Raw genomic sequence first — 20,805 nt, forward strand, 5'->3', positions numbered from 1 at the left:
CGCTGCGTCAGGTGGGAGTCGGCCCGCAAGGCCGACTCCGGGACGCCCCTCAGAGGACGAAGGTGTCGTTCCACAGCTGCGTGGTGCGTCCCGACAGGGCTTCCAGCAGCGCGGCGGCCTGGTCATCGGTGAGCGAGGCGATGAAGTCGATCACCGCTCGGCCCCGGGCAAGCGTCGTCAGGTCGGCCTCGGCGGGCAGTGCCTCGCGGGGCAGCTCGTCGAACTCCTCGCGCGCCAGGTCGAACAGGTCGCGCAACCGGTGCGGTGCGACCTCGAGGTCGTCGACCAGCCACTCGTCGAGGGCCTCCACCAGGTTGCTGATCAACCGGTCCTGGCCGCGCTGGTGCAGCGCGAGGTCCGGGCGCTGCAGCACGAAGTGCCGGTGCACGAACTTGAGCACCTGCACCTCGTGCCACTGCTCGGGGGCGAGCGCCACGTGGCCCGAGCGGGGCTGGAGGGCCGAGTCGACGCGAATGCCCTCGACCAGCCGCCGCGTCCAGTCCCCGGAGAACCGCGCCACGGCCTGCTCCGCCTGCTGCGACCGGTCGAAGGGCACTTCGAGCAGGTCGATCGCGAGTTCGGTGCGCACCTTCTTCACCGCGTCGGTGAACGCCTCGTCGTCGGCGATCCAGGCGTCCTTGGCGTGGAGGCGGCGGCGCAGCAGCTCCAGGGAGGCACCGGGCCGCGAGTCGCTCGCGGCGACGTGCTCATCGGCGGCGAACTCCACGCTGTGGCCGAGCCATTGCTGCAGCTCGTGGTGGACGGTCGTGAACTGGAGGATGCCGACGCGGTGGAAGTCCTCCAGGTCGTGGATCGCGTAGGCGATGTCGTCCGCGGTGTCCATGATCGACGCCTCGACGGTCTGCTGCCATTCCGGCACCGCCTTCTCGAACGGGATCCGCGCGTCGAGCAGGTCGTCGAGCTCCGTGCTGTAGGCGGAGAACTTCGCCGCCCCGGTGCCCGGTGCACCGGCGGGCTCCGAGGCGCCGCGCGGCAGTTCAGCGGCCTGCCGGGGAACGGGTGACTGCCTGGTCCACGGGTACTTCAGCAGCGCCGCCCGCACCGCTGCGGTCAGGTCGAGGCCCTTGCCTTCCACGCCGCGCACGTCGATGCGGGTGACCACGCGGTAGGTCTGGGCGTTGCCCTCGAAGCCGTCGGGCAGGGCGAAGCGCTCGCGCGCGAGCCGGTCCAGCACGCTCTCCCCCAGGTGCCCGAACGGCGGGTGGCCGAGGTCGTGGCCGAGCCCGGCGGCTTCGACGACGTCCAGGTCGCAGCCGCCGAGCTCGTCGAGCCTGGCGCTGGTGACCGGGTCGGCGAGCAGGCGTTCGGCGATCGCGCGGGCCACCTGGGCGACCTTGAGGCTGTGGGTGAGCCGGTTGTGCAGCAGCAGGCCCGAGCCGGACGGGCTCACCACCTGGGTGACGCCGCCGAGCCGGGCGAAGAAGGCCGAGGCGGAGATCCGGTCGCGGTCGGCGCGGAACGGGCTCGCGGCCAGGTCACCGGGCATGGTGTGCCCGGTCCGGTCGCTGCGGCGGGCGGCGCGTGCGTGCACTTCCTCCATGCGGTCAAGGTATCGGCGACCACCACGCGCGCCCCACCGCGGTCGTGATCTGATGATCGGGTGGCGGATGTCGTGGTGGTCGGTGGCGGGCCTGCGGGTCGGGCCGCCGCTTCGGCCTGCAGCGATGCCGGTCTGGCGGTGGCTCTGGTCGATCCGGCCCCGCGCAGCGGCTGGGCGAGCACGTTCGGCTCCTGGGCCGACGAGCTGCCGCCGGACGTCGCAGCGCTGTCGACGATCATGGATCGCGTCCGCCTGCACGGCACGAGCGCGCACGTGTGGCGACGGCCCTACGCGGTGCTGGACAACACCGCCCTGTGGAAGCACCTCTGGCGCGCCGACGTCACCGAGGTGACCGGCCGCGCGGTGGCCGCCGAGCACGGGCCCACCGGTTCCACGGTGATCCTCAAGGACGGCAGGCGGTTGGCGGCCGGCGTGGTCGTCGACGCCACCGGACCTGCCCGGACGCTGTCCAGCGGCCGGCCACCGCACCCTCCCGCGCAGCAGACCGCGATCGGCTGGGTCGTCGACTCCGCCACCGCCGGCGCCTTCTGCGGTCCTGGTGAGGGCGTGTTCATGGACTGGCGGTCGGCGCCGCGCACCCGCGGCGGCTGGCCGACGTTCCTCTACGCCGTGCGGCTGGGTCCGGACCGGGTGCTGCTGGAGGAGACGTCGCTGGCCCGCCGCCCGGCGCTGCCCCTGGCCCTGCTGCGGCGCAGGCTCGCCGGACGCCTCTCCGACGCCGGGATCGATCCGCAGGCGCAGCTCGGCGAGGAGCGGGTGCGGTTCCCGGTCGATGATCCGCTGCCCCGCCCCGGCAGGGTCGTGCCGTTCGGCGCGGCGGCCGGTTTCGTGCACCCGGCCAGCGGGTTCAGCGTCGCGCGGGCACTGCTCCGGGCGCCGTGGCTGGCGGCGGCGCTGAGCGGTGGCCTGACCACCGGACCGGCCACCGCCGCCCGGGCGGGCTGGCAGGTGCTGTGGCCTCCGGACGCCATCGCCGCGCACGTCCTCCGCCAGCGGGCGCTGCGCGCGCTGCTGTCCCTGCCGCCCGAGTCGGTGCCGGAGTTCTTCGAGGCGTTCTTCTCGCTGCCCGAAGCCCACCGGATCGAGTTCCTCGCCGGTGAGGGCACCTCCGGCGGCACCGCACGCGCCATGTCGGCGTTGTTCGCCCGAGTGCCCTGGAGCGTCCGCCGTAGCATCGTCTGGGGCGGGATGTCGCTCGGGCGGCCCCCGGCCAAGCACGGACTCGGCGGAAGTTGATCTGCACCAGATCTCGGATGAATTTCCGGCGAAATACCGTCCGCTTTCTTCCGCGCGCAAGACGCGCACATCACAAAACGGTTTTCGAGTCGGCCTATTCACGGAACGTTCACGGAGCGTGCAGGGCTTTACCCGATAGGCTTTGGGCATTGTCCACGCAGGGTGAGCAGGCAGACTCAGTATGACGTGCCCAGTGCCACACACCGTTCGTCCGGCTGATGTTAGGCGCTGGTCAAGCACGCTAAGTTGGTCGGCGGGAATGGCGGCGCTCCGCCGAAGTGGAGGAGCTGAGATGTCGGTGAACAGATCGTGAACACGGTCGCTGGAGAAACATGAGTCGAGGCAATATCGACTCCGTGCTCGCGCTGGTGGACGAAGTGCGCTTCGCGTTCCAGCCATTGATCAACATCAAGACCGGTGCCATCGTCGCGATCGAGGCGTTGGCTCGGCCTGCGGGGGCGCACGTCCAAGACCTCTTCCAGGAGGCGGCGCGCGTCCGGCGGCTCACCGAGCTCGATGTGAACCTGGCGGTGAACGCGGCGCAGGCGGCGGCGGAGCACGAGTCGCTGCTCCCCCTGCACCTGAACCTCTTCGGCGGCACCGTGGTGCACGACCGCGACCGGATCCAGCTGCTGCGCGACAAGCTGCGCGAGGTCGGCAGGCGCGAGCAGGAGATCACCCTGGAGATCGGCCCGCCGTTCGCGCGGATCGACCCCGCCCAGCTGCTGGAGGGGGTCGAGAAGCTGCGGTCCGACGGCTTCCAGATCGCCCTCGACGGCGTCGGTGAGGGCGACATCCCGCTGACGTTGATCGGCGACATCGGCCCGGCCACCATCAAGCTCGACCGAGGTGTGGTGCAGGGGCTCCCGGACGACCCGGCCCGCGTCGCCGTCGTCGAGTCGGTCCGCCACCTGTGCGAGGCCACAGAGAGCCAGCTGGTCGCCGAGGGCGTGGAGAGCGACCGCCAGCTCAACGCGCTGCGCCGCAACGGCGTGCGGCTGGTGCAGGGCAACCTCCTGGCCCCGGCCGGCCGCAGGCCACCGACCACGAGCACGGTCCCGGGCGTGGCCGCCGAGGTCACCGACCCGCAGGCCCCGTCGGTCAACACCCTGGCCAGCGGCCCGCGCGTCACCGAGTTCCTGTCCCCCGCGACGGCCCTGTCCATCGACGTCACGGCCGACAAGGTGCGCGAGGTGCTGGCCGACCACACCGAGATCAGCGGTGTCGTGCTCGTGGACGAGCAGAACCGGCCGCGGTACACGATCGACCGCAACCGCTTCCTGCTGGCGGTCACCGGCCCGTACGGGCACGCGCTGCACGCGAAGCGCCCGGCCTCGCGCCTGGCCGACGAGCCGCGCGTGGTCAACACCGCCACCACGGCGATGGAAGCGCTGAGCATGGTCACCCGCTCCGACCAGTACCGGATGTACGACGACGCGATCGTCGTCGACGAGGCGGGGCGGTGCCTGGGCGCCGTCCGGGCGGGCGACCTTATCCGCGGCATGGCCGAGATGAAGGTCGAGGAGGCCGCTGCGCTCAACCCGCTGACCCGCCTGCCTGGCAGCGAGTCGATCGCCCGCGACGTGGCCCGCCGGATCGCCGCCGGGGAGATCTTCGCGGTGAGCTGGCTGGACATCGACGAGTTCAAGTCGGTCAACGACACCGCCGGCTTCTCCGCCGGGGACGACGTGATCCGCTCGATCGGCCGCAGCCTCACCGACGCGGCGGCGGCGTTGACCTCGGTGCAGGTCGGCCACGTGGGAGGCGACGACTTCCTGCTGGTCGCAGACCTGGACGACCTGGTGACGCTGGCCGATTCGGTGCTCGGCTCGGCGCGCGCCGCCGGCGACGTGGAGATCACCGTGTCGTTGGCGACGCTGGTGTGCACGACGCAGACGGTCGCCGACTACGACCAGGCTTCCAGCAAGCTCGCCCCGCTCAAGCACTACGCCAAGCAGCTCGCGGGCTCCAGCTGGGTCATGTCCCGGCCGGGCACGGACCGGATCGAGGTCCTCCGGGGCCAGCCGACCGGAGCCGCACCGCACGACACGCCGTTCACCCGGAACCCGCCACCGGCACCCCCCGCCCAGGGGCCTCCGCCATCACCGCCCATGGGCTTCCCGACCCAGGACCCGGAGCAGATGCACCACGGGCACTGAGCGCGAAGCAGCCCCCGGCACGCGTGCCGGGGGCTGCTCACATCCGAGGTTCCCCACCTGCGGGAACCGCCTCGGAGAAAATCAGACGGTGAAACCGAGGGCTCGGAGCTGCTCGCGCCCTTCCTCGGTGATCTTCTCGGGACCCCACGGGGGCATCCAGACCCAGTTGATCCGGAAGTCCGAGACGAGTCCGCCGCCCGGGCCACCGCAGAGGGCGGCGCGGGCCTGGTCCTCGATGACGTCGGTCAGCGGGCAGGCCGCCGACGTCAGCGTCATGTCCACCGTGGCGGAGTTGTCCTGCTCGACGCGCACGTCGTAGACCAGTCCGAGGTCGACGACGTTGATGCCCAGCTCGGGGTCGACCACGTCGCGGAGCGCCTCTTCGACGTCCTCCAGCTTGGCGACCTCGGCGGCCGGGGCGGCCTGCTCGGGCAGGGCGTCGGCATTGCGCGCCACGTCGTCCTGCACTTGGGTCTCGTCGCTCACATTGCCTCCTGAAAGTCTCTGCTCACTCTGGCCCGGAGCCGTGCTGTCGGGCAAGCGGCGGAGCCGCTCCCCCGTCACCTCGCCTCAGCACCCGGCGCCGTCGCGGGTCCTGAGCGGCTTCGCGGTGAGGACGGCGAACCAACGTCACCCCTGGGATCGGGAGACGGCGTCCTTGAAGGCCATCCACCCGAGCAGGGCGCACTTGACCCGCATCGGGTACTTGGCCACGCCGGCGAAGGCGATGCCGTCTTCCAGCACGTCCTCGTCCGGTTCGACCTTGCCGCGGCCGTGCATCAGCTCGCTGAAGGCGGCCTCGGTCTCCAGCGCTTCCTTCAGCGGCCTGCCGACGACCAGGTCGGTCAGAACGGACACCGCCGCCTGGCTGATCGAACAGCCCTGTCCCGCGTAGGAGACGTCTTCGACGACGGCGCTGTCGTTGTCGCCGGTCAACCGCACCCGCAGCGTCACCTCGTCCCCGCAGGTCGGGTTGACCTGGAAGGACTCGGCGTCGAACGGTTCCCGCAGCCCGTGCCGGTGCGGGTTGCGGTAGTGGTCCAGGATGATCTCCTGGTACATCTGCTCAAGCTGCATGTCGCGATCCTCGGCGGTATCGGACCGGCTAGCGGTCACGCCAGGTACTGGCGGATCAGACGACGCGGAAGAAGCGCTGCGACTCGCGCACCGCGTCCACCAGCGCCTTGACCTCGTCCAGTTCGTTGTACAAGTAGAACGACGCGCGCACGGTCGCGGGAATTCCCATCCGCCGGTGCAGCGGCCACGCGCAGTGGTGGCCCACCCGGACCTCCACGCCCTGGTCGTCGAGCACCTGACCGGCGTCGTGCGGGTGCACCCCGTCGATCACGAAGGACACCGCGCCACCGCGGTTCCCGGTGTCTTCGGGGCCGATGATCCGGACCCCGTCGATCGCTCCGAGCTCGCGCAGCGCCGCCTCGGTGAGCGCGTGCTCGTGCGCCGCGACCCGGTCCATGCCGACCCCGGAGAGGTAGTCGACGGCGGCACCGAGCCCGACGACCTGCGAGGTCATCGGCACGCCCGCCTCGAACCGCTGCGGCGGCGGGGCGAACGTGGAGCGCTCCATGTGCACCAGCTCGATCATCGATCCACCGCTGATGAACGGCGGCATCCCGTCGAGCAGCTCGCGCCTTCCGTAGAGCACGCCGACCCCGGAGGGCCCGAGCATCTTGTGCCCGGAGAACACCGCGAAGTCCACGCCCATGGCCTTGAAGTCCACCGGCGCGTGCGGCACCGACTGGCACGCGTCGAGCACGACCAGCGCGCCGACCTCGTGGGCGCGGCGGATGATCTCCTCGCCCGTGTTCACCGTGCCCAGCACGTTGGACTGGTGGGTGAAGGCCACGACCTTGGCCCGCTCGGAGATCACCGAGGCGACATCAGAGGTGTCGAGCCGGCCTTCGTCGGTGACGCCGAACCAGCGCAGCGTGGCACCGGTGCGCTCGCACAGCTGCTGCCACGGCACGAGGTTGGCGTGGTGCTCCATCTCGGTCACCACGATCTCGTCCCCGGGGCCGAGGCGGAAGCGCTCGGCTTCCGCCCCGGCCGTCGCGGCGTTGCTCATGGCGTACGCGACGAGGTTCACGCCCTCGGTGGCGTTCTTGGTGAACACCACCTCGTCATCCCCGACGCCGATGAAGTTCGCGATGCGTTCCCGCGCGCCTTCATAGGCGTCCGTGGCCTCCTCGGCCAGCTGGTGCGCGCCGCGGTGCACGGCCGCGTTGGAGGTCTCCAGGAAGGAACGCTCCGCGTCGAGCACCTGGCGCGGCCGCTGCGAGGTCGCCCCGGAGTCGAGGTAGACCATGCGCTTGCCATCGCGGATCGTCCGCCCGAGGATCGGGAAGTCCGCGCGGATTTCCCTGACGTCCAAGGGCACTGCGACGTCGGCCGAAGCACTCGCACCAGTGGTGCGAAGAGGCTGCTGGGTCATGACTGGGCGGCCGCCTCCTTCTTACCGGTGAACCGCACGTAGCCGTTGGCCTCGAGCTCGTCGGCGAGCTCGGCGCCACCGGACTCGACGACCTTGCCGTCGGAGAACACGTGCACGCGGTCCGGGCGGATGTGGTTGAGGATCCGGGTGTAGTGGGTGATCAGCAGAACACCCTTGTCGCCCTTGTCCTTGAACCGGTTGACGCCGTCGGAGACGACGCGCAGCGCGTCGACGTCGAGGCCGGAGTCGGTCTCGTCCAGGACGGCGAACTTCGGGTTGAGCAGGTCGAGCTGCAGGATCTCGTGGCGCTTCTTCTCACCGCCGGAGAAGCCCTCGTTGACGCTGCGCTCGGAGAAGGACGGGTCGATGTCCAGGTCGGACATCGACTGCTTGACCTCCTTGACCCAGTGCCGGATCTGCGGGGCCTCGCCGCGCACGGAGGTGGCGGCGGTGCGCAGGAAGTTCGACATCGACACGCCCGGCACCTCGACCGGGTACTGCATCGCGAGGAACAGGCCCGCGCGGGCGCGCTCGTCGACGGTCATCTCGAGGACGTCCTCGCCGTCGAGCAGCACGGTGCCCGAGTCGATCTGGTACTTGGGGTGACCCGCCAGCGCGTAGGCGAGGGTCGACTTGCCGGAGCCGTTGGGGCCCATGATGGCGTGGATCTGACCGGAGTCGATGGTCAGGTTGACGCCCTTGAGGATCGGCTTCGCGCCTTCCTCGGTGAGGACCGAACCGTGCAGGTCCTTGATCTCCAGGGTGGCCATTTCTTCTCGTTCTCCTGGTGTGGTGGTACCGAAGGTCTGGATTCGATCGTGGTGCGCTCAGGCGCCGACGACTGCGAGCTCTTCCTCGATCTCGGCTTCGAGGCGCTCGCGCACCTCGGGAACCTTGATCTTCTGCAGCAGCTCGCCGAAGAAGCCGCGCACGACCAGGCGCCGGGCCTGGTCCTGCGGGATGCCCCGGGCCTGCAGGTAGAACAGCTGCTCGTCGTCGAACCGGCCGGTGGCGCTGGCGTGGCCGGCACCCTCGATCTCGCCGGTCTCGATCTCCAGGTTCGGCACCGAGTCGGCCCGCGCACCTTCGGTCAGCACCAGGTTGCGGTTGAGCTCGTAGGTGTCGGTGGCCTCCGCTGCGGCCTGGATGAGCACGTCGCCGATCCACACCGAGTGCGCGCCATCGCCCTGCAGCGCGCCCTTGTAGAGCACGTTGCTGCGGCAGTTGGGCACGCTGTGGTCGACCAGCATGCGGTGCTCGAGGTGCTGGCCCGCGTCGGCGAAGTAGATGCCCAGCAGCTCGGCGTCGCCGCCCTTGTCGGCGTAGTTGACGGTGGTGTTGACCCGCACCAGGTCGCCGCCGAGGGTGACGGCGAAGTGGCGGAACACCGCGTCGCGGCCGAGCGTGGCGTGCTCGGAGCTGACCTGCGTGGCGTCGTCGGCGAAGTCGTGGATGGACACGACCCGCAGCTGCGCGCCGTCGGAGACGACGAACTCGACGTTGTCGCCGATGGTGCCGGAACCGCGGTAGTCGATGACGACCACGGCTTCGGCGAACTGCTCGGCGTGGATCTGCAGGTGGCCGAAGGCGACCTGGCCGGCACCGGGGCCGTCGACCGTGACGGTGATCGGCCCGTCGGGCTTGGTCTCCTTGGGCACGGTGACGACGGTGGCCTCGGTGAAGGCGCTCCAGGCCTGGGCGGCGACGCGGTCGGCGGGCACGCCGCCGTTGCCGATGCGCGCGTCGTCGCGGCCCACGGTCTCGGTCGTGGCCTCACCGGTGACCTCGATCTTGAGGTTGCCGGTGGCGGTCGCGGAACCGTCGTGCAGGCCCTTGAGCCGCTTCAGCGGGGTGAACCGCCAGTTCTCCTCGCGCCCGCCGGGGACCTCGAAGGCCTCGACGTCGTAGGAGCGGAAGCGCTCGCCCCGGGAGGCCTGCGGGATCACAGGCCCCCCGTGGGAGTGCTCGGTCAAGCCGTGCTGAGCGGCGTCGGTCTCAGTGGTGCTCATCTTTAGCCGACGGCCCCTTCCATCTGCAGCTCGATCAGTCGGTTGAGTTCAAGCGCGTACTCCATCGGCAGCTCGCGCGCGATGGGCTCGACGAAGCCCCGGACGATCATGGCCATCGCCTCGTCCTCGGTCAGACCGCGCTGCATCAGGTAGAACAGCTGGTCATCGCTGACCTTGGACACCGTCGCCTCGTGACCCATGGTCACGTCGTCCACGCGGACGTCGACGTACGGGTAGGTGTCCGAGCGGCTGATGGTGTCGACCAGCAGCGCGTCGCACTTCACGTTCGACGAGGAGTGGTGGGCGCGCTTGGCGACCTTGACCAGACCCCGGTAGGAGGTGCGGCCACCACCGCGGGCGATCGACTTGGAGACGATCGTCGAGGAGGTGTGCGGCGCCAGGTGCTCCATCTTCGCGCCGGCGTCCTGGTGCTGGCCCTCGCCGGCGAACGCGACGGACATGACCTCGCCCTTGGCGTGCTCGCCCATCAGGAACACCGAGGGGTACTTCATGGTGACCTTGGAGCCGAGGTTGCCGTCGACCCATTCCATGGTCGCGCCCTCTTCGGCCTTGGCGCGCTTGGTCACCAGGTTGTAGACGTTGTTCGACCAGTTCTGGATCGTCGTGTAGCGGCAGCGGCCGCCCTTCTTGACGATGATCTCCACGACCGCCGAGTGCAGCGAGTCGCTGGAGTAGATCGGAGCGGTGCAGCCCTCGACGTAGTGCACGTAGGCACCCTCGTCGACGATGATCAGCGTCCGCTCGAACTGGCCCATGTTCTCGGTGTTGATCCGGAAGTAGGCCTGCAGCGGGATGTCGACGTGCACGCCCGGCGGCACGTAGATGAAGGAGCCACCCGACCACACGGCGGTGTTCAGCGCGGAGAACTTGTTGTCACCGGCCGGGATGACCGAGCCGAAGTACTCCTTGAAGATCTCCGGGTGCTCGCGCAGCGCCGTGTCGGTGTCCAGGAACAGGACGCCCTGCTCCTCCAGGTCCTCGCGGATCTGGTGGTAGACGACCTCGGACTCGTACTGCGCGGCGACACCCGCGACCAGCCGCTGCTTCTCCGCTTCCGGGATGCCCAGCTTGTCGTAGGTGTTCTTGATGTCCTCGGGCAGGTCTTCCCAGGTCTGGGCCTGCTGCTCGGTGGACCGCACGAAGTACTTGATGTTGTCGAAGTCGATGCCCGACAGGTCCGCGCCCCAGTTCGGCATGGGCTTGCGGTCGAACAGCTTCAGGGCCTTCATGCGAGTCTCGAGCATCCACTCGGGCTCGCTCTTCTTGTCCGAGATGTCGGTGACGACGTCCTCGGACAGACCTCGCTTGGCGGAAGCGCCCGCGACGTCCTCATCGGCCCAGCCGTATTCGTAGTTGCCCAGCGTCGCCAGGGTTTCTTCCTGGGTGAGCTGACCAGAACCGTCGGTGGTGGGATTGCGCTGCTCCGCAGCGGCAGTCATACGGACTCCCCTCCAGCAGGAATCGGGGCGGTGTTCTGCCGGTCCTTCGGGACCGGACCGGCAGAGGTCTGTTCGGTCTCCGGGTCGTGCCGACCCGGATCCGACAACCGCGCGGTTGGTACGTGCGTGGTGCAGGCCGCATCACCGTTCGCGATCGTGGCCAGCCGCTGCACGTGGGTGCCGAGTACTTCGGCGAACGCCGCCGTCTCGGCTTCGCACAGCTGCGGGAAGTCCGCAGCGACGTGCGCCACCGGGCAGTGGTGTTGGCAGAGCTGCTCGCCGCTTCCGACGCTGCGCGCCGAGGCAGCGTAGCCCTCCCGGGTGAGCGCGTCGGCGAGTACCTCCGCGCGCTCGGCCGGGGTCCGGGCGGCCACGAGCGCGTCGCGGTGATGGGCCACGAGGGCTGCCATCCTCCGCTCGGCGAACTCGCGCACCGCCTGTTCCCCTTCGTTCTCGGCGATGAACCGCAACGCGGCCACCGCCAGGTCGTCGTAGGCGTGCCCGAACCTGGCCCTGCCTGACTCGGTGAGCAGGTAGAGCTTCGCCGGCCGGCCACGACCACGGCGACCGCGCGGAGAGGACTCCCGGGTGTAGGCCTCACCCTCGGCGACCAGCACGTCCAAGTGCCGGCGCACCGCGGTGGGGCTTACCCCGAGCTCTTCGGCCACCGCCGCAGCGGTGATCGGCCCCCGTTCCAGCAGCAACCGCGCAACCGTGTGCCGGGTCCTGCCGTCGCCTTGCGCAGCCGCGCCGGGGTGGCCCGCAGGCCCCGTCTCGGTGGCGGCTGCGGTCGGCGTCGACGTCCCGACCTTTTTCACAACACGAATGTTACCTATTTCGATCGCACGCACCAGGGCGCGGGGCGGGCACGTGATCTGACTCACGCGATTAGGCTGCGTCCTCGTGGCTGCAGGCGAAACGACGGACCAGGCGGAATTGCTCCCCGGATCGGACTCAACCGAACGGACGAGCACGTCGCCGATCGACCATGCCGAACGGAGGCAGCTCGACCACGTCCGCCGCTTCGGCACCACCGGTTCGCTGATCCTGGCCGCCGGTGCGTTCGGCGCGGGCGCCAACCCGGTGATCAACCCGCTCTACGGCGCCCGCCTGCTCGGCCTGCTCACCCGGATGCCCACGGTCGCGATGGCGATCTGCTGGCTCGGGATGCTCATGATCGTCGCCGCCTGGCTGTGGCTGGGCCGGCTGTGCCTGCCCGGTCGCGAGCGGATCGTCAGCGTCGGCCAGCTCGCGCGCACCGCCGGGATGTGGGGGCTGCCGCTGGCGCTGTGCCCGCCGCTGTTCAGCACCGACATGTACAGCTACCTCGCGCAGAGCGAGGTAGCCGCTCGCGGGTTCAACCCGTACCTGGTCAGCCCGGCCATCGGCCTGGGCGTGGACCACCCGTTCACCAGCAACGTGCCCAACATCTGGCGCGACACGCCCTCGCCGTACGGCCCGCTGTTCCTGATGTTCGGCCAGCAGATCTCGCGGATCATCGGCGACAACGTGATCTTCGGCGTGCTGCTCTGGCGCGTCGTGATGCTGTGCGGGCTGGCGCTGGCCGTGTGGGCGATCCCCCGCCTGGCCCGCCGTTGCGGGGTGCACCCGGCCGCCGCGCTGTGGCTGAGCGTCGCCAACCCCATCGTGCTGTTCCACGTGATCAGCGGCATGCACAACGAGGCGCTGATGGTCGGCATCATGCTCACGGCCATCGAGCTGGGCCTGCGGTACCAGTCGATCCCCGGCACGGTCGGGGCCGGAGTGCTGCTGACCATCGCGGGGGCGATCAAACCACCGGGGTGGATCGCGCTCGGGTTCTTCGGCATCTGCCTGGTGCTGCTGCAGGGCGGTCGATGGCGCGACCTGGTGCGCGTCGGCGGCCTGCTGGGCGCCGTGTTCCTGACCACGATGACGGTGATCACCTTGAGCAGCGGGTGGGGCCTGGGCTGGATCGACACCTTCGACGTGCCCAACCGGGTCAAGACCTTCATGGCACCGCTGACCGCCTTCGGCATGACCGGCGGCGGGGTGTCCACGCTGCTGGGGCTGGGCAACCAGACCGACGCCATGCTGGTCATCACCAAGATCATCGGCTACCTGATCGTGGCCGGCGTGTGCCTGTGGATGCTGTGGCTGTCCTTCCGCGGCCGCGTCCAGCCGCTGGTGGCGATGGGCGCGACCTTCCTCACCCTCGCGCTGGCCGTGCCGGTGCTGTGGCCCTGGTACCTGCTGTGGTCCGTGGTGCCGCTGGCGCTGTCGACCAACAGCTCCCGGTTCCGGATCACCGCGACCGTGATCTGCGCGGCCGTGTCCCTGGTGATCCCGCCGACCGGGGCCGGATTCGTGCTGCGCGCCTACCAGATCCCGCTCGCCGTGATCGCCGCGATCATCGCCTTCGCGATCACGGTCGTGCTGGTGAGGAAGCGCATGCCCGCGCTCTGGCCCACCCTCGACCGCGTTCGCCCCGTCACGCAATAGGCTGTGAATCCGTGAGCAACGAGAGTCCGGCCGTCCTGCTGCGCGGGCTGGAGAAGCGCTTCGGGGACACCACCGCGGTCGCCGGGCTCGACCTGCGCCTGCCGCGCGGCAGCGTGCTCGCGCTGCTGGGCCCCAACGGCGCGGGCAAGACCACGACGGTCGAGATCTGCGAGGGCTTCCAGCGCCCGGACGGCGGTGAGGTCCGCGTCCTGGGCCTCGACCCGCGCACCGAGGGCGAGCAGCTGCGCCCCCGCATCGGCGTGATGCCCCAAGGCGGCGGCGCCTACCCGGGCGTGCGCGCCGAGGAGATGCTGCACCTCGTCGCCGCGTGCACCGCCAACCCGCTCGACCCGGCCTGGCTGCTGGAAGTGCTGGGCCTGGAGTCGGTGCGCCGCACCTCCTACAAGCGGCTCTCCGGGGGTCAGCAGCAGCGCTTGTCGCTGGCCTGCGCCCTCATCGGCCGCCCCGAGCTGGTCTTCCTCGACGAACCGACCGCAGGCCTCGACCCGCAGGCCCGCCGCCTGGTGTGGGACCTGATCGCCGCGCTGCGCCGGGACGGCGTGAGCGTGCTGCTGACCACGCACCTGATGGACGAGGCCGAGGCCCTGGCCGATCGGGTCGTCATCGTCGATCACGGCCGCGCGGTCGCCGACGGCACCGCCGAGGAGCTCACCTCACCGGCCGACGGCAAGCAGGAGCTCCGGTTCCGCTCGCAGACCGGCCTGGACCTGGACCTGCTGCTCGCCGCGCTGCCCGAGGGCTACAAGGCCGAGGAGCTGCGGCCCGGCGACTACGTCGTGCGCGGCGAGATCAACCCGCAGGTGGTCTCCACCGTGACCGCGTGGTGCGCTCAGCACAGCGTGCTGGCGCACGAGCTGCGGGTCACCCGCCGCAGCCTGGAGGACGTCTTCCTGGACCTGACCGGACGGGAGCTTCGATCGTGACCGCCGAGCTCGGCGACCGGTTCCCCGGAGGAACCTTCAAGCCCGCCCCCGGCCGGGGCCGCCCGCTCCGGATGCTGGCCGCGCAGACCCGCATCGAGACGCTGCTGATCGTCCGGCACGGCGAGCAGGCCCTGCTCACGCTGATCATCCCGATCGCACTGCTCATCGGCATGAGCGTCATCCACATCGGCGACCTCCCGGAGCCCCGGGTGAACTCGGTGATGCCGCGCATCCTGGCGCTGGCGGTGATGTCCACGGCGTTCACCGGCCAAGCCATCGCCCTGGGCTTCGACCGCCGCTACGGCGTGCTCAAGCGGCTCTCGGCGACCGCCCTGCCGCGCTGGACGCTCATCTCGGGCCGGGTGCTGGCGACCCTGCTCGTCGTGGCGCTGCAGGCCGTGGTGCTGGGCGTGACGGCCCTGCTCCTGGGCTGGTCACCGGCCCTGGCCGGACTGCTGCCCGGGGCCGGGCTGCTGGTGCTGGGCACGCTGGTCTTCGGCGCCGCGGGCGTGCTCGTCGGCGGCTCGCTGCGCCCGGAGATCGTGCTGGCCCTGGCCAACGCGATCTGGTTCGTCCTGCTGCTCGCCGGAGGCCTGGCCCTGCCCGCCGAGGACCTGCCCGGCCCGCTCAGCACCATCGCCGGGTTCCTGCCCTCGGGCGCGCTGGCCGAAGCCCTCGACGCCGGTCTGGTCCACGGCGCGCTGCCCGGCGTGCAGCCGATCCTCGTGCTCCTCGCTTGGGGCGTCGCGTGCGGGGCCACCGCGCTGCGCACCACCAAGCTGACCTGACGCGGGCGCACCACCGGACGACGGGGATCCCTACAGTGGCGGCATGACGAAGATCGCTCGCCACGCCAAGGCATCTCTCGAATTAGTCCACGCGATGATCTACTTCGCGCCGGAAGCCGAGGACCGGTTCACCTCCCTCGGCCTCAAGCCCGGTCGGATGAGCTACTACGCGGGCCGCTCGGCTGCGATGGGCCCGGTCGGCGCTGGTGTGGTCGCCGCGACCTTCTACAACTTCAACCCGGTGTCGGTCGCCAAGTCGATCCCGGACGCCTGGGACATCGCCGCACCGGCCGACGTGCTGGACGCCCGCCTGGACGCCGTGGACGCCGCGCTGCACCGGCTGCTCGGTGACGAGGTGCTGGCCTCCGACGACGTCGCCGAGGCCGCGGAGCTGGCGCGGATCGCCACCGGCGGGTGCAGCCCGGAGGGCAAGCCGCTCTACGCCGGGCACGCCGACCTCGCCTGGCCGGAGGCACCGCACCTCAAGCTGTGGCACGCGATCACGCTGCTGCGCGAGTTCCGCGGCGACGGCCACATCGCGGCGCTGCAGCAGGCAGGCGTCTCGGGCATCCAGTCGCTCGTGCTGCACAGCAGCGTGCGCGGCGGGTTCACCCCGGAGGCCGCCCGCACGCTGCGCGAGTGGTCCGAGCAGGAGTGGGCCGAGGCCACCGAGCAGCTGCGCGAGCGCGGCCTGGTCGACGCCGAGGCCGTGCTCACCGAGCAGGGCGAGCAGTTCCGCGAGGAGATCGAGGTCCGCACCGACGAGATGGCGCTGGCGCCGTGGCAGGCGCTCGGCGAGGAGCGCACCGCCACGCTCGTGGAGAAGGGCGGCAAGCTCAGCAAGGCCCTGGCCGGGGCGGGTGCGCTGCCATCCGGCCTGTTCAAGTGACCCGGACTGCCCAGGCGTGACCTGCGGGCGGGTTGATCCGAGCGGCGGAATACCATTCAGTTGTGGCGCTACCTACTTGGATCTCCCGCCCGTCACCGCGCACCGTGCGGATCCTCGCGATCGCCGTGCTGGTGACGCAGGCACTGATCTCGGTGACCGGTGTGACCGTCCGCGTGACGGGCTCGGGTCTGGGATGCCCGACCTGGCCCCAGTGCTTCCCGGGCAGCATGGTCCCGGTGCCGCACGCGGAGGTCGCCGCCCTGCACCAGGCGATCGAGTTCGGGAACCGGCTGCTGACCGGGGTCGTCGGCTTCATCGCGCTGGCCTGCTTCCTGGCGGCGTGGCGCTGCCTGCCCCGCCGCACGCGCCTGGTGCGGCTGGCGCTGCTCATGCCGCTCGGCGTCCTCGCGCAGGCGGTCATCGGCGGTATGACCGTGCTGGTGGACCTGGCCTGGTGGAGCGTCTCCGTGCACTTCATGGCCTCGGCGATCCTGATCTGGCTGGCCGCGATGCTGGTCAAGGCCACCACCGAGGGCGACCGCGCACCGCTGGGGATCGTGCCCAAGCCGATGCGGCGCCTGCTGACCGCGCTGGTCGTGGTCACCGCGGCCGTGCTGGTGGCGGGCACGCTGGTGACTGCGGCCGGTCCGCACGCGGGCGACCCGGACACGCCTCGCCTGGGCCTCGCGGTCACCACAGCGGTCCAGCTGCACGGCCTGCTGGTGATGGCCTACGTGCTGATGCTGGCGGTCTTCGGCGTCTGGCTGCGCTCGGCCCGCCCCACCAAGGCGCTGATCAAGGCCTACATCACCGCCTGCGCGATGGTCCTGGTGCAGGGCGCGATCGGCTCGGCCCAGTACTACCTGGGCGTCCCGGAGGCGATGGTGGTGCTGCACGTCGCCGCCGCCACGGGCGTGATCATCACGACCGCGGCCCTGTGGACGGAGTCCCGCAACCGCGGCCCGCTCCCCCACCCCGAGGTCGCCGAGGAGCAGGAGTCCGTGGCGGTCTGACCCACCGCTCGGAGACCGCCGAGGAGCTGCGCCTTCCCTCTCGGGAGTTTCCGCCACCCGGAGCGACTCCCGAGCAAGATCAGAACCGGAGCTTGGGCTTGCCCTCCCGCTCCCAGCGCCGCCAGAGCTCCGGCATCTCGCCGGCGAGCCACTTGTAGAACTCGTTGACCGTCCGCAGGCGGCGGGCGCGCTCGCCCTGGCCGCTGAACATGCGCAGCCCGGTGGCGGTGAGCTCTTCGAGGTCGGTGACGCGTTCCATCCGCTGGCGGACCAGGGCGGGCCAGCGGTCCTCCTCCACCTGGTAGAGGGCGGCTTCACGGCCTTGGCGCGTGGTCTTGGAGATGACGCCGAGGCGCATCAGGAGCCGGACGTTGGTGCTGATCGAGCCGGTGCTGGCGGCCAGCGCGTGCGAGAGCTCGCTGGCGGTGCGCTCCGGCGGGTCGCAGATCAGCAAGAACGCCAGGATGCGGCCGGCGATCAGCGGCATCCCCTCGGTGGCTTCGAAGTGAGCGGCCATCTGCTCGATCCACTCGGACATGGCCGGTCGGTCGGTGCGCTGCAGGTAGTCGTCGGCCTCGGACACGCCGCCTCCCTAGATCGAGTTCAGTATCCGCTGAAAACATAAACCACAACGAACGACTCGACCAGCCGGCGCGGCGGCGTGTCCGCCGAAGAACCAGGTCAGCGGGCTCGCGGACCGGCCATCTTGCGACGGTGCGCGGCACCGATCTTCAGCGCGGCGGTGGTGTCGGCGTCCCACTCGCTGGAGGTCAGGCCGTCGACGGCCTCGACCAGCGCCTCGCCGACAGCGGGGCTGGTGACCATGACGTCGCCGAGGCGGCCGTCCTCACCGACCAGCACCACGCGGGCGCCGGCGCGGCCGATGTTCTCCACCACCGCGCGGGCCGATCCGCCGTGGTCGGCGACGAACGCCTTGGCCACGGCCAGGGCCTTCGGGGTCGGCGCGGTGCTCTGCTCGGTGTCCTTCTCGGCTGTCATGCCGGGATCCTAAACAGCTCCCGCCCCCGGGCAGAACCGGTCGTTGCGCACGACACTCGATCTCTGCGGTTCGGCGGCGCGCGAATCGCGCGGGACGCGCGCGCGACGCCGAAGATGCGAGCAGGTCGTCGCGGCCGGGATGATCGACGGCGACGACGGCGTTGCTCCTCAAGGACACAGAAGCAAGCCCCTGCGAAGGAGAAGACACATGCGCGCGATCCGGGTGGCGACCAACGGCGGGCCCGAGGTCCTCGAACTCGGTGAGGTCGAGGTGCCCGAGCCGGGCTCCGGGCAGCTGCTCGTCGACGTCGCCGCGGCCGGGGTGAACTTCATCGACACCTACCAGCGCAGCGGCGTCTACTCGATGCAGCTGCCCTTCACCCCGGGTTCCGAAGGCGCGGGCGAGATCGTCGCCGTGGGCGCGGACGTCGACGGGTTCTCCGTCGGTGAGCGGGTGGCGTGGGCGATGGCGCCCGGCAGCTACGCCGAGAAGGCGCTGGTCCCGGCGAGCGCCGCGGTCAAGGTTCCCGAGGGCGTCGCCGCCGACACCGCCGCCGCGGCGATGCTGCAGGGCATGACGGCGCACTACCTGGTGACCTCGACGCACCCGGTCGCCACCGGCGAGACGGCGCTGGTCCACGCGGCCGCAGGCGGCATGGGCCTGCTGCTGACCCAGCTGATCAAGGCCAAGGGCGCGAACGTCATCGGCACCGTGTCCACCGACGAGAAGGAGCGGCTGGCGCGCGAGGCGGGAGCGGACGAGATCATCCGCTACACCGACGCCGACGTGGCCGCCGAGGTTAGCGACCTCACCGACGGGCGCGGCGTGGACGTGGTCTACGACGGGGTCGGGAAGTCGACCTTCGAGGCGAGCCTGGCGAGCCTGCGCCCGCGCGGCACGCTGGCGCTCTTCGGCGCCTCCAGCGGCCCCGTCCCGCCCGTCGACCCGCAGCGGCTGAACTCCAGCGGCTCGCTGTTCCTGACCCGGCCGTCGCTGGCGCACCACATCCTCACCCGCGCCGAGCTCGACTGGCGCGCGGGCGAGGTCTTCGACTGGATCGCCCGCGGCACGATCACCCTCCGCGTCGGCGGCACCTACGCGCTGGATGACGCCCGCAAGGCCCACGAGGACCTGGAAGCCCGCCGGACCACCGGCAAGCTCCTCATCGTCCCCTGACCGGTCCGACGTTCGCGCGGCACTCGGGTGCGGTGACGTCGTGGGGTCGGGGAGGTTTTCATGAGAACTTCCCCGACCCCACGAACGACAACGGTCCCCACGAACGAGAACGGTCAGCGGGTCACCAGGGCCAGCCGAGGACGGGGAGGCTCAGGGCCGAGTCCACCGCGAGGGCCACGAACACGATCATCAAGTACGTGTTGGACATGTGGAACAGGCGCATGGGTTTGGTGGGCACCCCGCGCTTGGTGGCCGCGTGCAGGCGGTGGGCGAGCACGATGAACCAGGCGCCGGAGACCACCGCGAAGGCGGCGTAGAGCCAGCCGGTGGCCGGGACCAGCAGCAGCGTCCACGCCACCATCAGCCACGTGAACAGCACGATCTGCCGGGACACCGCGGTCGGCTGCGCCACCACCGGCAGCATCGGGACACCGGCGCGCTCGTAGTCGTCCTTGTACTTCATCGCCAGCGACCAGGTGTGCGGCGGCGTCCAGAAGAACACCACGCCGAACATCACCAGCGCGGGCCAGTCGACGCGGCCGGTCACCCCGGCCCAGCCGATCACCACGGGCATGCAGCCCGCCGCGCCGCCCCAGACGATGTTCTGCACGGTCCGCCGCTTGAGGACCATCGTGTAGATGAAGACGTAGAACAGGATCGTGACCACGGCCAGCACGCCTGCCAGCAGGTTCGTGGCGGCCCACAGGACGAGGAACGATCCGGCGCCCAGCGCGATGCCGAAGATCAGCGCGTGCCGGTTCGAGACCGTGTGGCGCACCAGGGGTCGGGCCCGCGTGCGCTTCATCACCTGGTCGATGTCGGCGTCGACGACGCAGTTGAGCGCGTTGGCGCTGCCGGCGGCCATCGTTCCGCCGACGAGCGTGGCCAGCACCAGGAAGGGCGAGGGGATGCCGCGCACGGCCAGCAGCATGGCGGGGATGGTGGTCACCAGCAGCAGCTCGATGACCCGCGGCTTGACCAGGCCCAGATAGGCTTTGAGCAGGTCAGCGACCTTGCGGGTGGGCTGACGGGAGAGGTGCGCGGCGGTGGTCACGACGCTGCGCTCACCGCTGACATGGCACTCCCCGCACTTGCTGATCGCACTCCCGCCGGTCCCGGAGAAGAACGGAACCGAACCGTTAAGCAATAGTAGTCGCGCTACAGAACCCCGTCCCGCGCGGGTGCGAGTGCGCCTGTTCACACGGTCGTGGGGCTAAACTGGAACCGTTCGGCGATAGCCGCGTTTACGGCGGTTCACCAGCGCGAAGACCGGTTCTGGTGCACGCTGGTCGACGAATCGCCGGCTCCCCCACCGTGCGAAGGAACGGTTCTCGCAGGTCGAGGCTGGTTCAGCAGGGGGACGACACCGTTTCTCAAACGGGCCGCCGGGCACCTGATCGGCAGCGACTAGGCTGCCCGACGGACGAGGGATAACTGCGGTTCGAATCGGTCCAGTGGACCGTTCGCCGCGTTGAGGGAAATACCGCCGAAGGAAAACTGGAGCTGCGTCCGTGTCCGTCACCGACGACCTTGCCCGCTTGACGACCAAGCGACTGCCCAACGACTGGACCGAGCTGGATCAGCGCGCTGTGGACACCGCACGCGTGCTCGCCGCCGAC

The 20,805-nt window shown here is 70.5% G+C and carries 19 protein-coding genes; 8 read left to right on the top strand and 11 right to left on the bottom strand.

Annotated features, from left to right (window positions below; translation table 11 throughout):
- Positions 1-49 precede the first annotated feature (49 nt).
- Positions 50-1,561: a deoxyguanosinetriphosphate triphosphohydrolase family protein gene (locus ACYVF3_RS29475; RefSeq protein WP_461157538.1), complete on the bottom strand. Its 1,512-nt coding sequence runs from the start codon at positions 1,559-1,561 to the stop codon at positions 50-52.
- A 60-nt stretch (positions 1,562-1,621) separates the two neighbouring features.
- Between ACYVF3_RS29475 and ACYVF3_RS29480 the strand changes: the two genes are divergently transcribed.
- Positions 1,622-2,818 (top strand): lycopene cyclase family protein, encoded by a 1,197-nt coding sequence (locus ACYVF3_RS29480; protein ID WP_461157539.1) that lies wholly within the window; start codon positions 1,622-1,624, stop codon positions 2,816-2,818.
- Positions 2,819-3,150: 332 nt separating this feature from the next.
- Entirely contained in the window at positions 3,151-4,977 is a 1,827-nt protein-coding gene (locus ACYVF3_RS29485; protein WP_461157540.1) for an EAL domain-containing protein, read from the top strand.
- Between the two features lie 81 nt (positions 4,978-5,058).
- Here the strand turns inward: ACYVF3_RS29485 and ACYVF3_RS29490 are convergent, their stop codons facing one another.
- From ACYVF3_RS29490 to ACYVF3_RS29520, 7 genes are all read right to left on the bottom strand, one after another.
- Positions 5,059-5,463 (bottom strand): metal-sulfur cluster assembly factor, encoded by a 405-nt coding sequence (locus ACYVF3_RS29490; RefSeq protein WP_145737058.1) that lies wholly within the window; start codon positions 5,461-5,463, stop codon positions 5,059-5,061.
- Positions 5,464-5,607: 144 nt separating this feature from the next.
- Entirely contained in the window at positions 5,608-6,054 is a 447-nt protein-coding gene (gene sufU, locus ACYVF3_RS29495; RefSeq protein ID WP_461157541.1) for a Fe-S cluster assembly sulfur transfer protein SufU, read from the bottom strand.
- 55 nt (positions 6,055-6,109) lie between these two features.
- Positions 6,110-7,426 (bottom strand): cysteine desulfurase, encoded by a 1,317-nt coding sequence (locus ACYVF3_RS29500; RefSeq protein WP_461157542.1) that lies wholly within the window; start codon positions 7,424-7,426, stop codon positions 6,110-6,112.
- Positions 7,423-8,196 carry a Fe-S cluster assembly ATPase SufC gene (sufC, locus tag ACYVF3_RS29505; RefSeq protein ID WP_461157543.1) on the bottom strand — a complete coding sequence of 258 codons (774 nt, stop codon included), beginning with the start codon at positions 8,194-8,196 and terminating at the stop codon, positions 7,423-7,425. The genes ACYVF3_RS29500 and sufC overlap by 4 nt, the downstream gene beginning before the upstream one ends.
- 57 nt (positions 8,197-8,253) lie before the next feature.
- The gene (gene sufD, locus ACYVF3_RS29510; protein ID WP_461157544.1) at positions 8,254-9,435 is read right to left on the bottom strand and encodes a Fe-S cluster assembly protein SufD; all 1,182 of its coding nucleotides are present in this window, start codon (positions 9,433-9,435) and stop codon (positions 8,254-8,256) included.
- A gap of 2 nt (positions 9,436-9,437) precedes the next feature.
- On the bottom strand, positions 9,438-10,895 hold the full coding sequence (sufB, locus tag ACYVF3_RS29515; RefSeq protein ID WP_461157545.1) for a Fe-S cluster assembly protein SufB: 1,458 nt from the start codon (positions 10,893-10,895) through the stop codon (positions 9,438-9,440).
- On the bottom strand, positions 10,892-11,713 hold the full coding sequence (locus ACYVF3_RS29520) for a helix-turn-helix transcriptional regulator (protein WP_461157546.1): 822 nt from the start codon (positions 11,711-11,713) through the stop codon (positions 10,892-10,894). The genes sufB and ACYVF3_RS29520 overlap by 4 nt, the downstream gene beginning before the upstream one ends.
- An 85-nt stretch (positions 11,714-11,798) precedes the next feature.
- Between ACYVF3_RS29520 and mptB the strand changes: the two genes are divergently transcribed.
- From mptB to ACYVF3_RS29545, 5 genes are all read left to right on the top strand, one after another.
- A complete protein-coding gene (mptB, locus tag ACYVF3_RS29525; protein ID WP_461157547.1) occupies positions 11,799-13,376 on the top strand; it encodes a polyprenol phosphomannose-dependent alpha 1,6 mannosyltransferase MptB in 1,578 nt (525 codons plus the stop codon).
- Positions 13,377-13,387: 11 nt separating this feature from the next.
- The gene (locus ACYVF3_RS29530) at positions 13,388-14,320 is read left to right on the top strand and encodes an ABC transporter ATP-binding protein (RefSeq protein WP_461157548.1); all 933 of its coding nucleotides are present in this window, start codon (positions 13,388-13,390) and stop codon (positions 14,318-14,320) included.
- Entirely contained in the window at positions 14,317-15,108 is a 792-nt protein-coding gene (locus ACYVF3_RS29535; protein WP_461157549.1) for an ABC transporter permease, read from the top strand. The genes ACYVF3_RS29530 and ACYVF3_RS29535 overlap by 4 nt, the downstream gene beginning before the upstream one ends.
- 43 nt (positions 15,109-15,151) lie before the next feature.
- Complete coding sequence (locus ACYVF3_RS29540) at positions 15,152-15,997, top strand: SCO6745 family protein (protein ID WP_461157550.1); 846 nt, start codon at positions 15,152-15,154, stop codon at positions 15,995-15,997.
- A gap of 62 nt (positions 15,998-16,059) precedes the next feature.
- Positions 16,060-17,010 (top strand): COX15/CtaA family protein, encoded by a 951-nt coding sequence (locus ACYVF3_RS29545; RefSeq protein WP_461157551.1) that lies wholly within the window; start codon positions 16,060-16,062, stop codon positions 17,008-17,010.
- 79 nt (positions 17,011-17,089) lie between these two features.
- Here the strand turns inward: ACYVF3_RS29545 and ACYVF3_RS29550 are convergent, their stop codons facing one another.
- Together ACYVF3_RS29550 and ACYVF3_RS29555 are read right to left on the bottom strand one after the other, a co-directional pair.
- The gene (locus ACYVF3_RS29550) at positions 17,090-17,593 is read right to left on the bottom strand and encodes a GbsR/MarR family transcriptional regulator (protein ID WP_461157552.1); all 504 of its coding nucleotides are present in this window, start codon (positions 17,591-17,593) and stop codon (positions 17,090-17,092) included.
- 98 nt (positions 17,594-17,691) lie between these two features.
- Positions 17,692-18,009 (bottom strand): hypothetical protein, encoded by a 318-nt coding sequence (locus ACYVF3_RS29555; protein ID WP_145737067.1) that lies wholly within the window; start codon positions 18,007-18,009, stop codon positions 17,692-17,694.
- Positions 18,010-18,217: 208 nt separating this feature from the next.
- On the opposite strand from ACYVF3_RS29555, the gene ACYVF3_RS29560 reads away from it, so the two are divergent.
- Positions 18,218-19,186: a quinone oxidoreductase family protein gene (locus ACYVF3_RS29560; protein ID WP_461157553.1), complete on the top strand. Its 969-nt coding sequence runs from the start codon at positions 18,218-18,220 to the stop codon at positions 19,184-19,186.
- Between the two features lie 121 nt (positions 19,187-19,307).
- On the opposite strand, the gene ACYVF3_RS29565 is transcribed toward ACYVF3_RS29560, so the two are convergent.
- Positions 19,308-20,240 (bottom strand): heme o synthase, encoded by a 933-nt coding sequence (locus tag ACYVF3_RS29565; RefSeq protein ID WP_461157554.1) that lies wholly within the window; start codon positions 20,238-20,240, stop codon positions 19,308-19,310.
- Between the last annotated feature and the right edge of the window lie 565 nt (positions 20,241-20,805).

It is taken from the genome of Saccharopolyspora tripterygii (assembly GCF_054778355.1).

Coding starts and splice junctions, on each gene's coding strand:
- ACYVF3_RS29475 (WP_461157538.1), bottom strand. CDS start 1,561: ATGGAGGAAGTGCACGCACGCGCCGCCCGCCGCAGCGACCGGACCGGG.
- ACYVF3_RS29485 (WP_461157540.1), top strand. CDS start 3,151: ATGAGTCGAGGCAATATCGACTCCGTGCTCGCGCTGGTGGACGAAGTG.
- sufU (WP_461157541.1), bottom strand. CDS start 6,054: ATGCAGCTTGAGCAGATGTACCAGGAGATCATCCTGGACCACTACCGC.
- ACYVF3_RS29500 (WP_461157542.1), bottom strand. CDS start 7,426: ATGACCCAGCAGCCTCTTCGCACCACTGGTGCGAGTGCTTCGGCCGAC.
- sufC (WP_461157543.1), bottom strand. CDS start 8,196: ATGGCCACCCTGGAGATCAAGGACCTGCACGGTTCGGTCCTCACCGAG.
- sufD (WP_461157544.1), bottom strand. CDS start 9,435: ATGAGCACCACTGAGACCGACGCCGCTCAGCACGGCTTGACCGAGCAC.
- sufB (WP_461157545.1), bottom strand. CDS start 10,895: ATGACTGCCGCTGCGGAGCAGCGCAATCCCACCACCGACGGTTCTGGT.
- ACYVF3_RS29540 (WP_461157550.1), top strand. CDS start 15,152: ATGACGAAGATCGCTCGCCACGCCAAGGCATCTCTCGAATTAGTCCAC.
- ACYVF3_RS29555 (WP_145737067.1), bottom strand. CDS start 18,009: ATGACAGCCGAGAAGGACACCGAGCAGAGCACCGCGCCGACCCCGAAG.
- ACYVF3_RS29560 (WP_461157553.1), top strand. CDS start 18,218: ATGCGCGCGATCCGGGTGGCGACCAACGGCGGGCCCGAGGTCCTCGAA.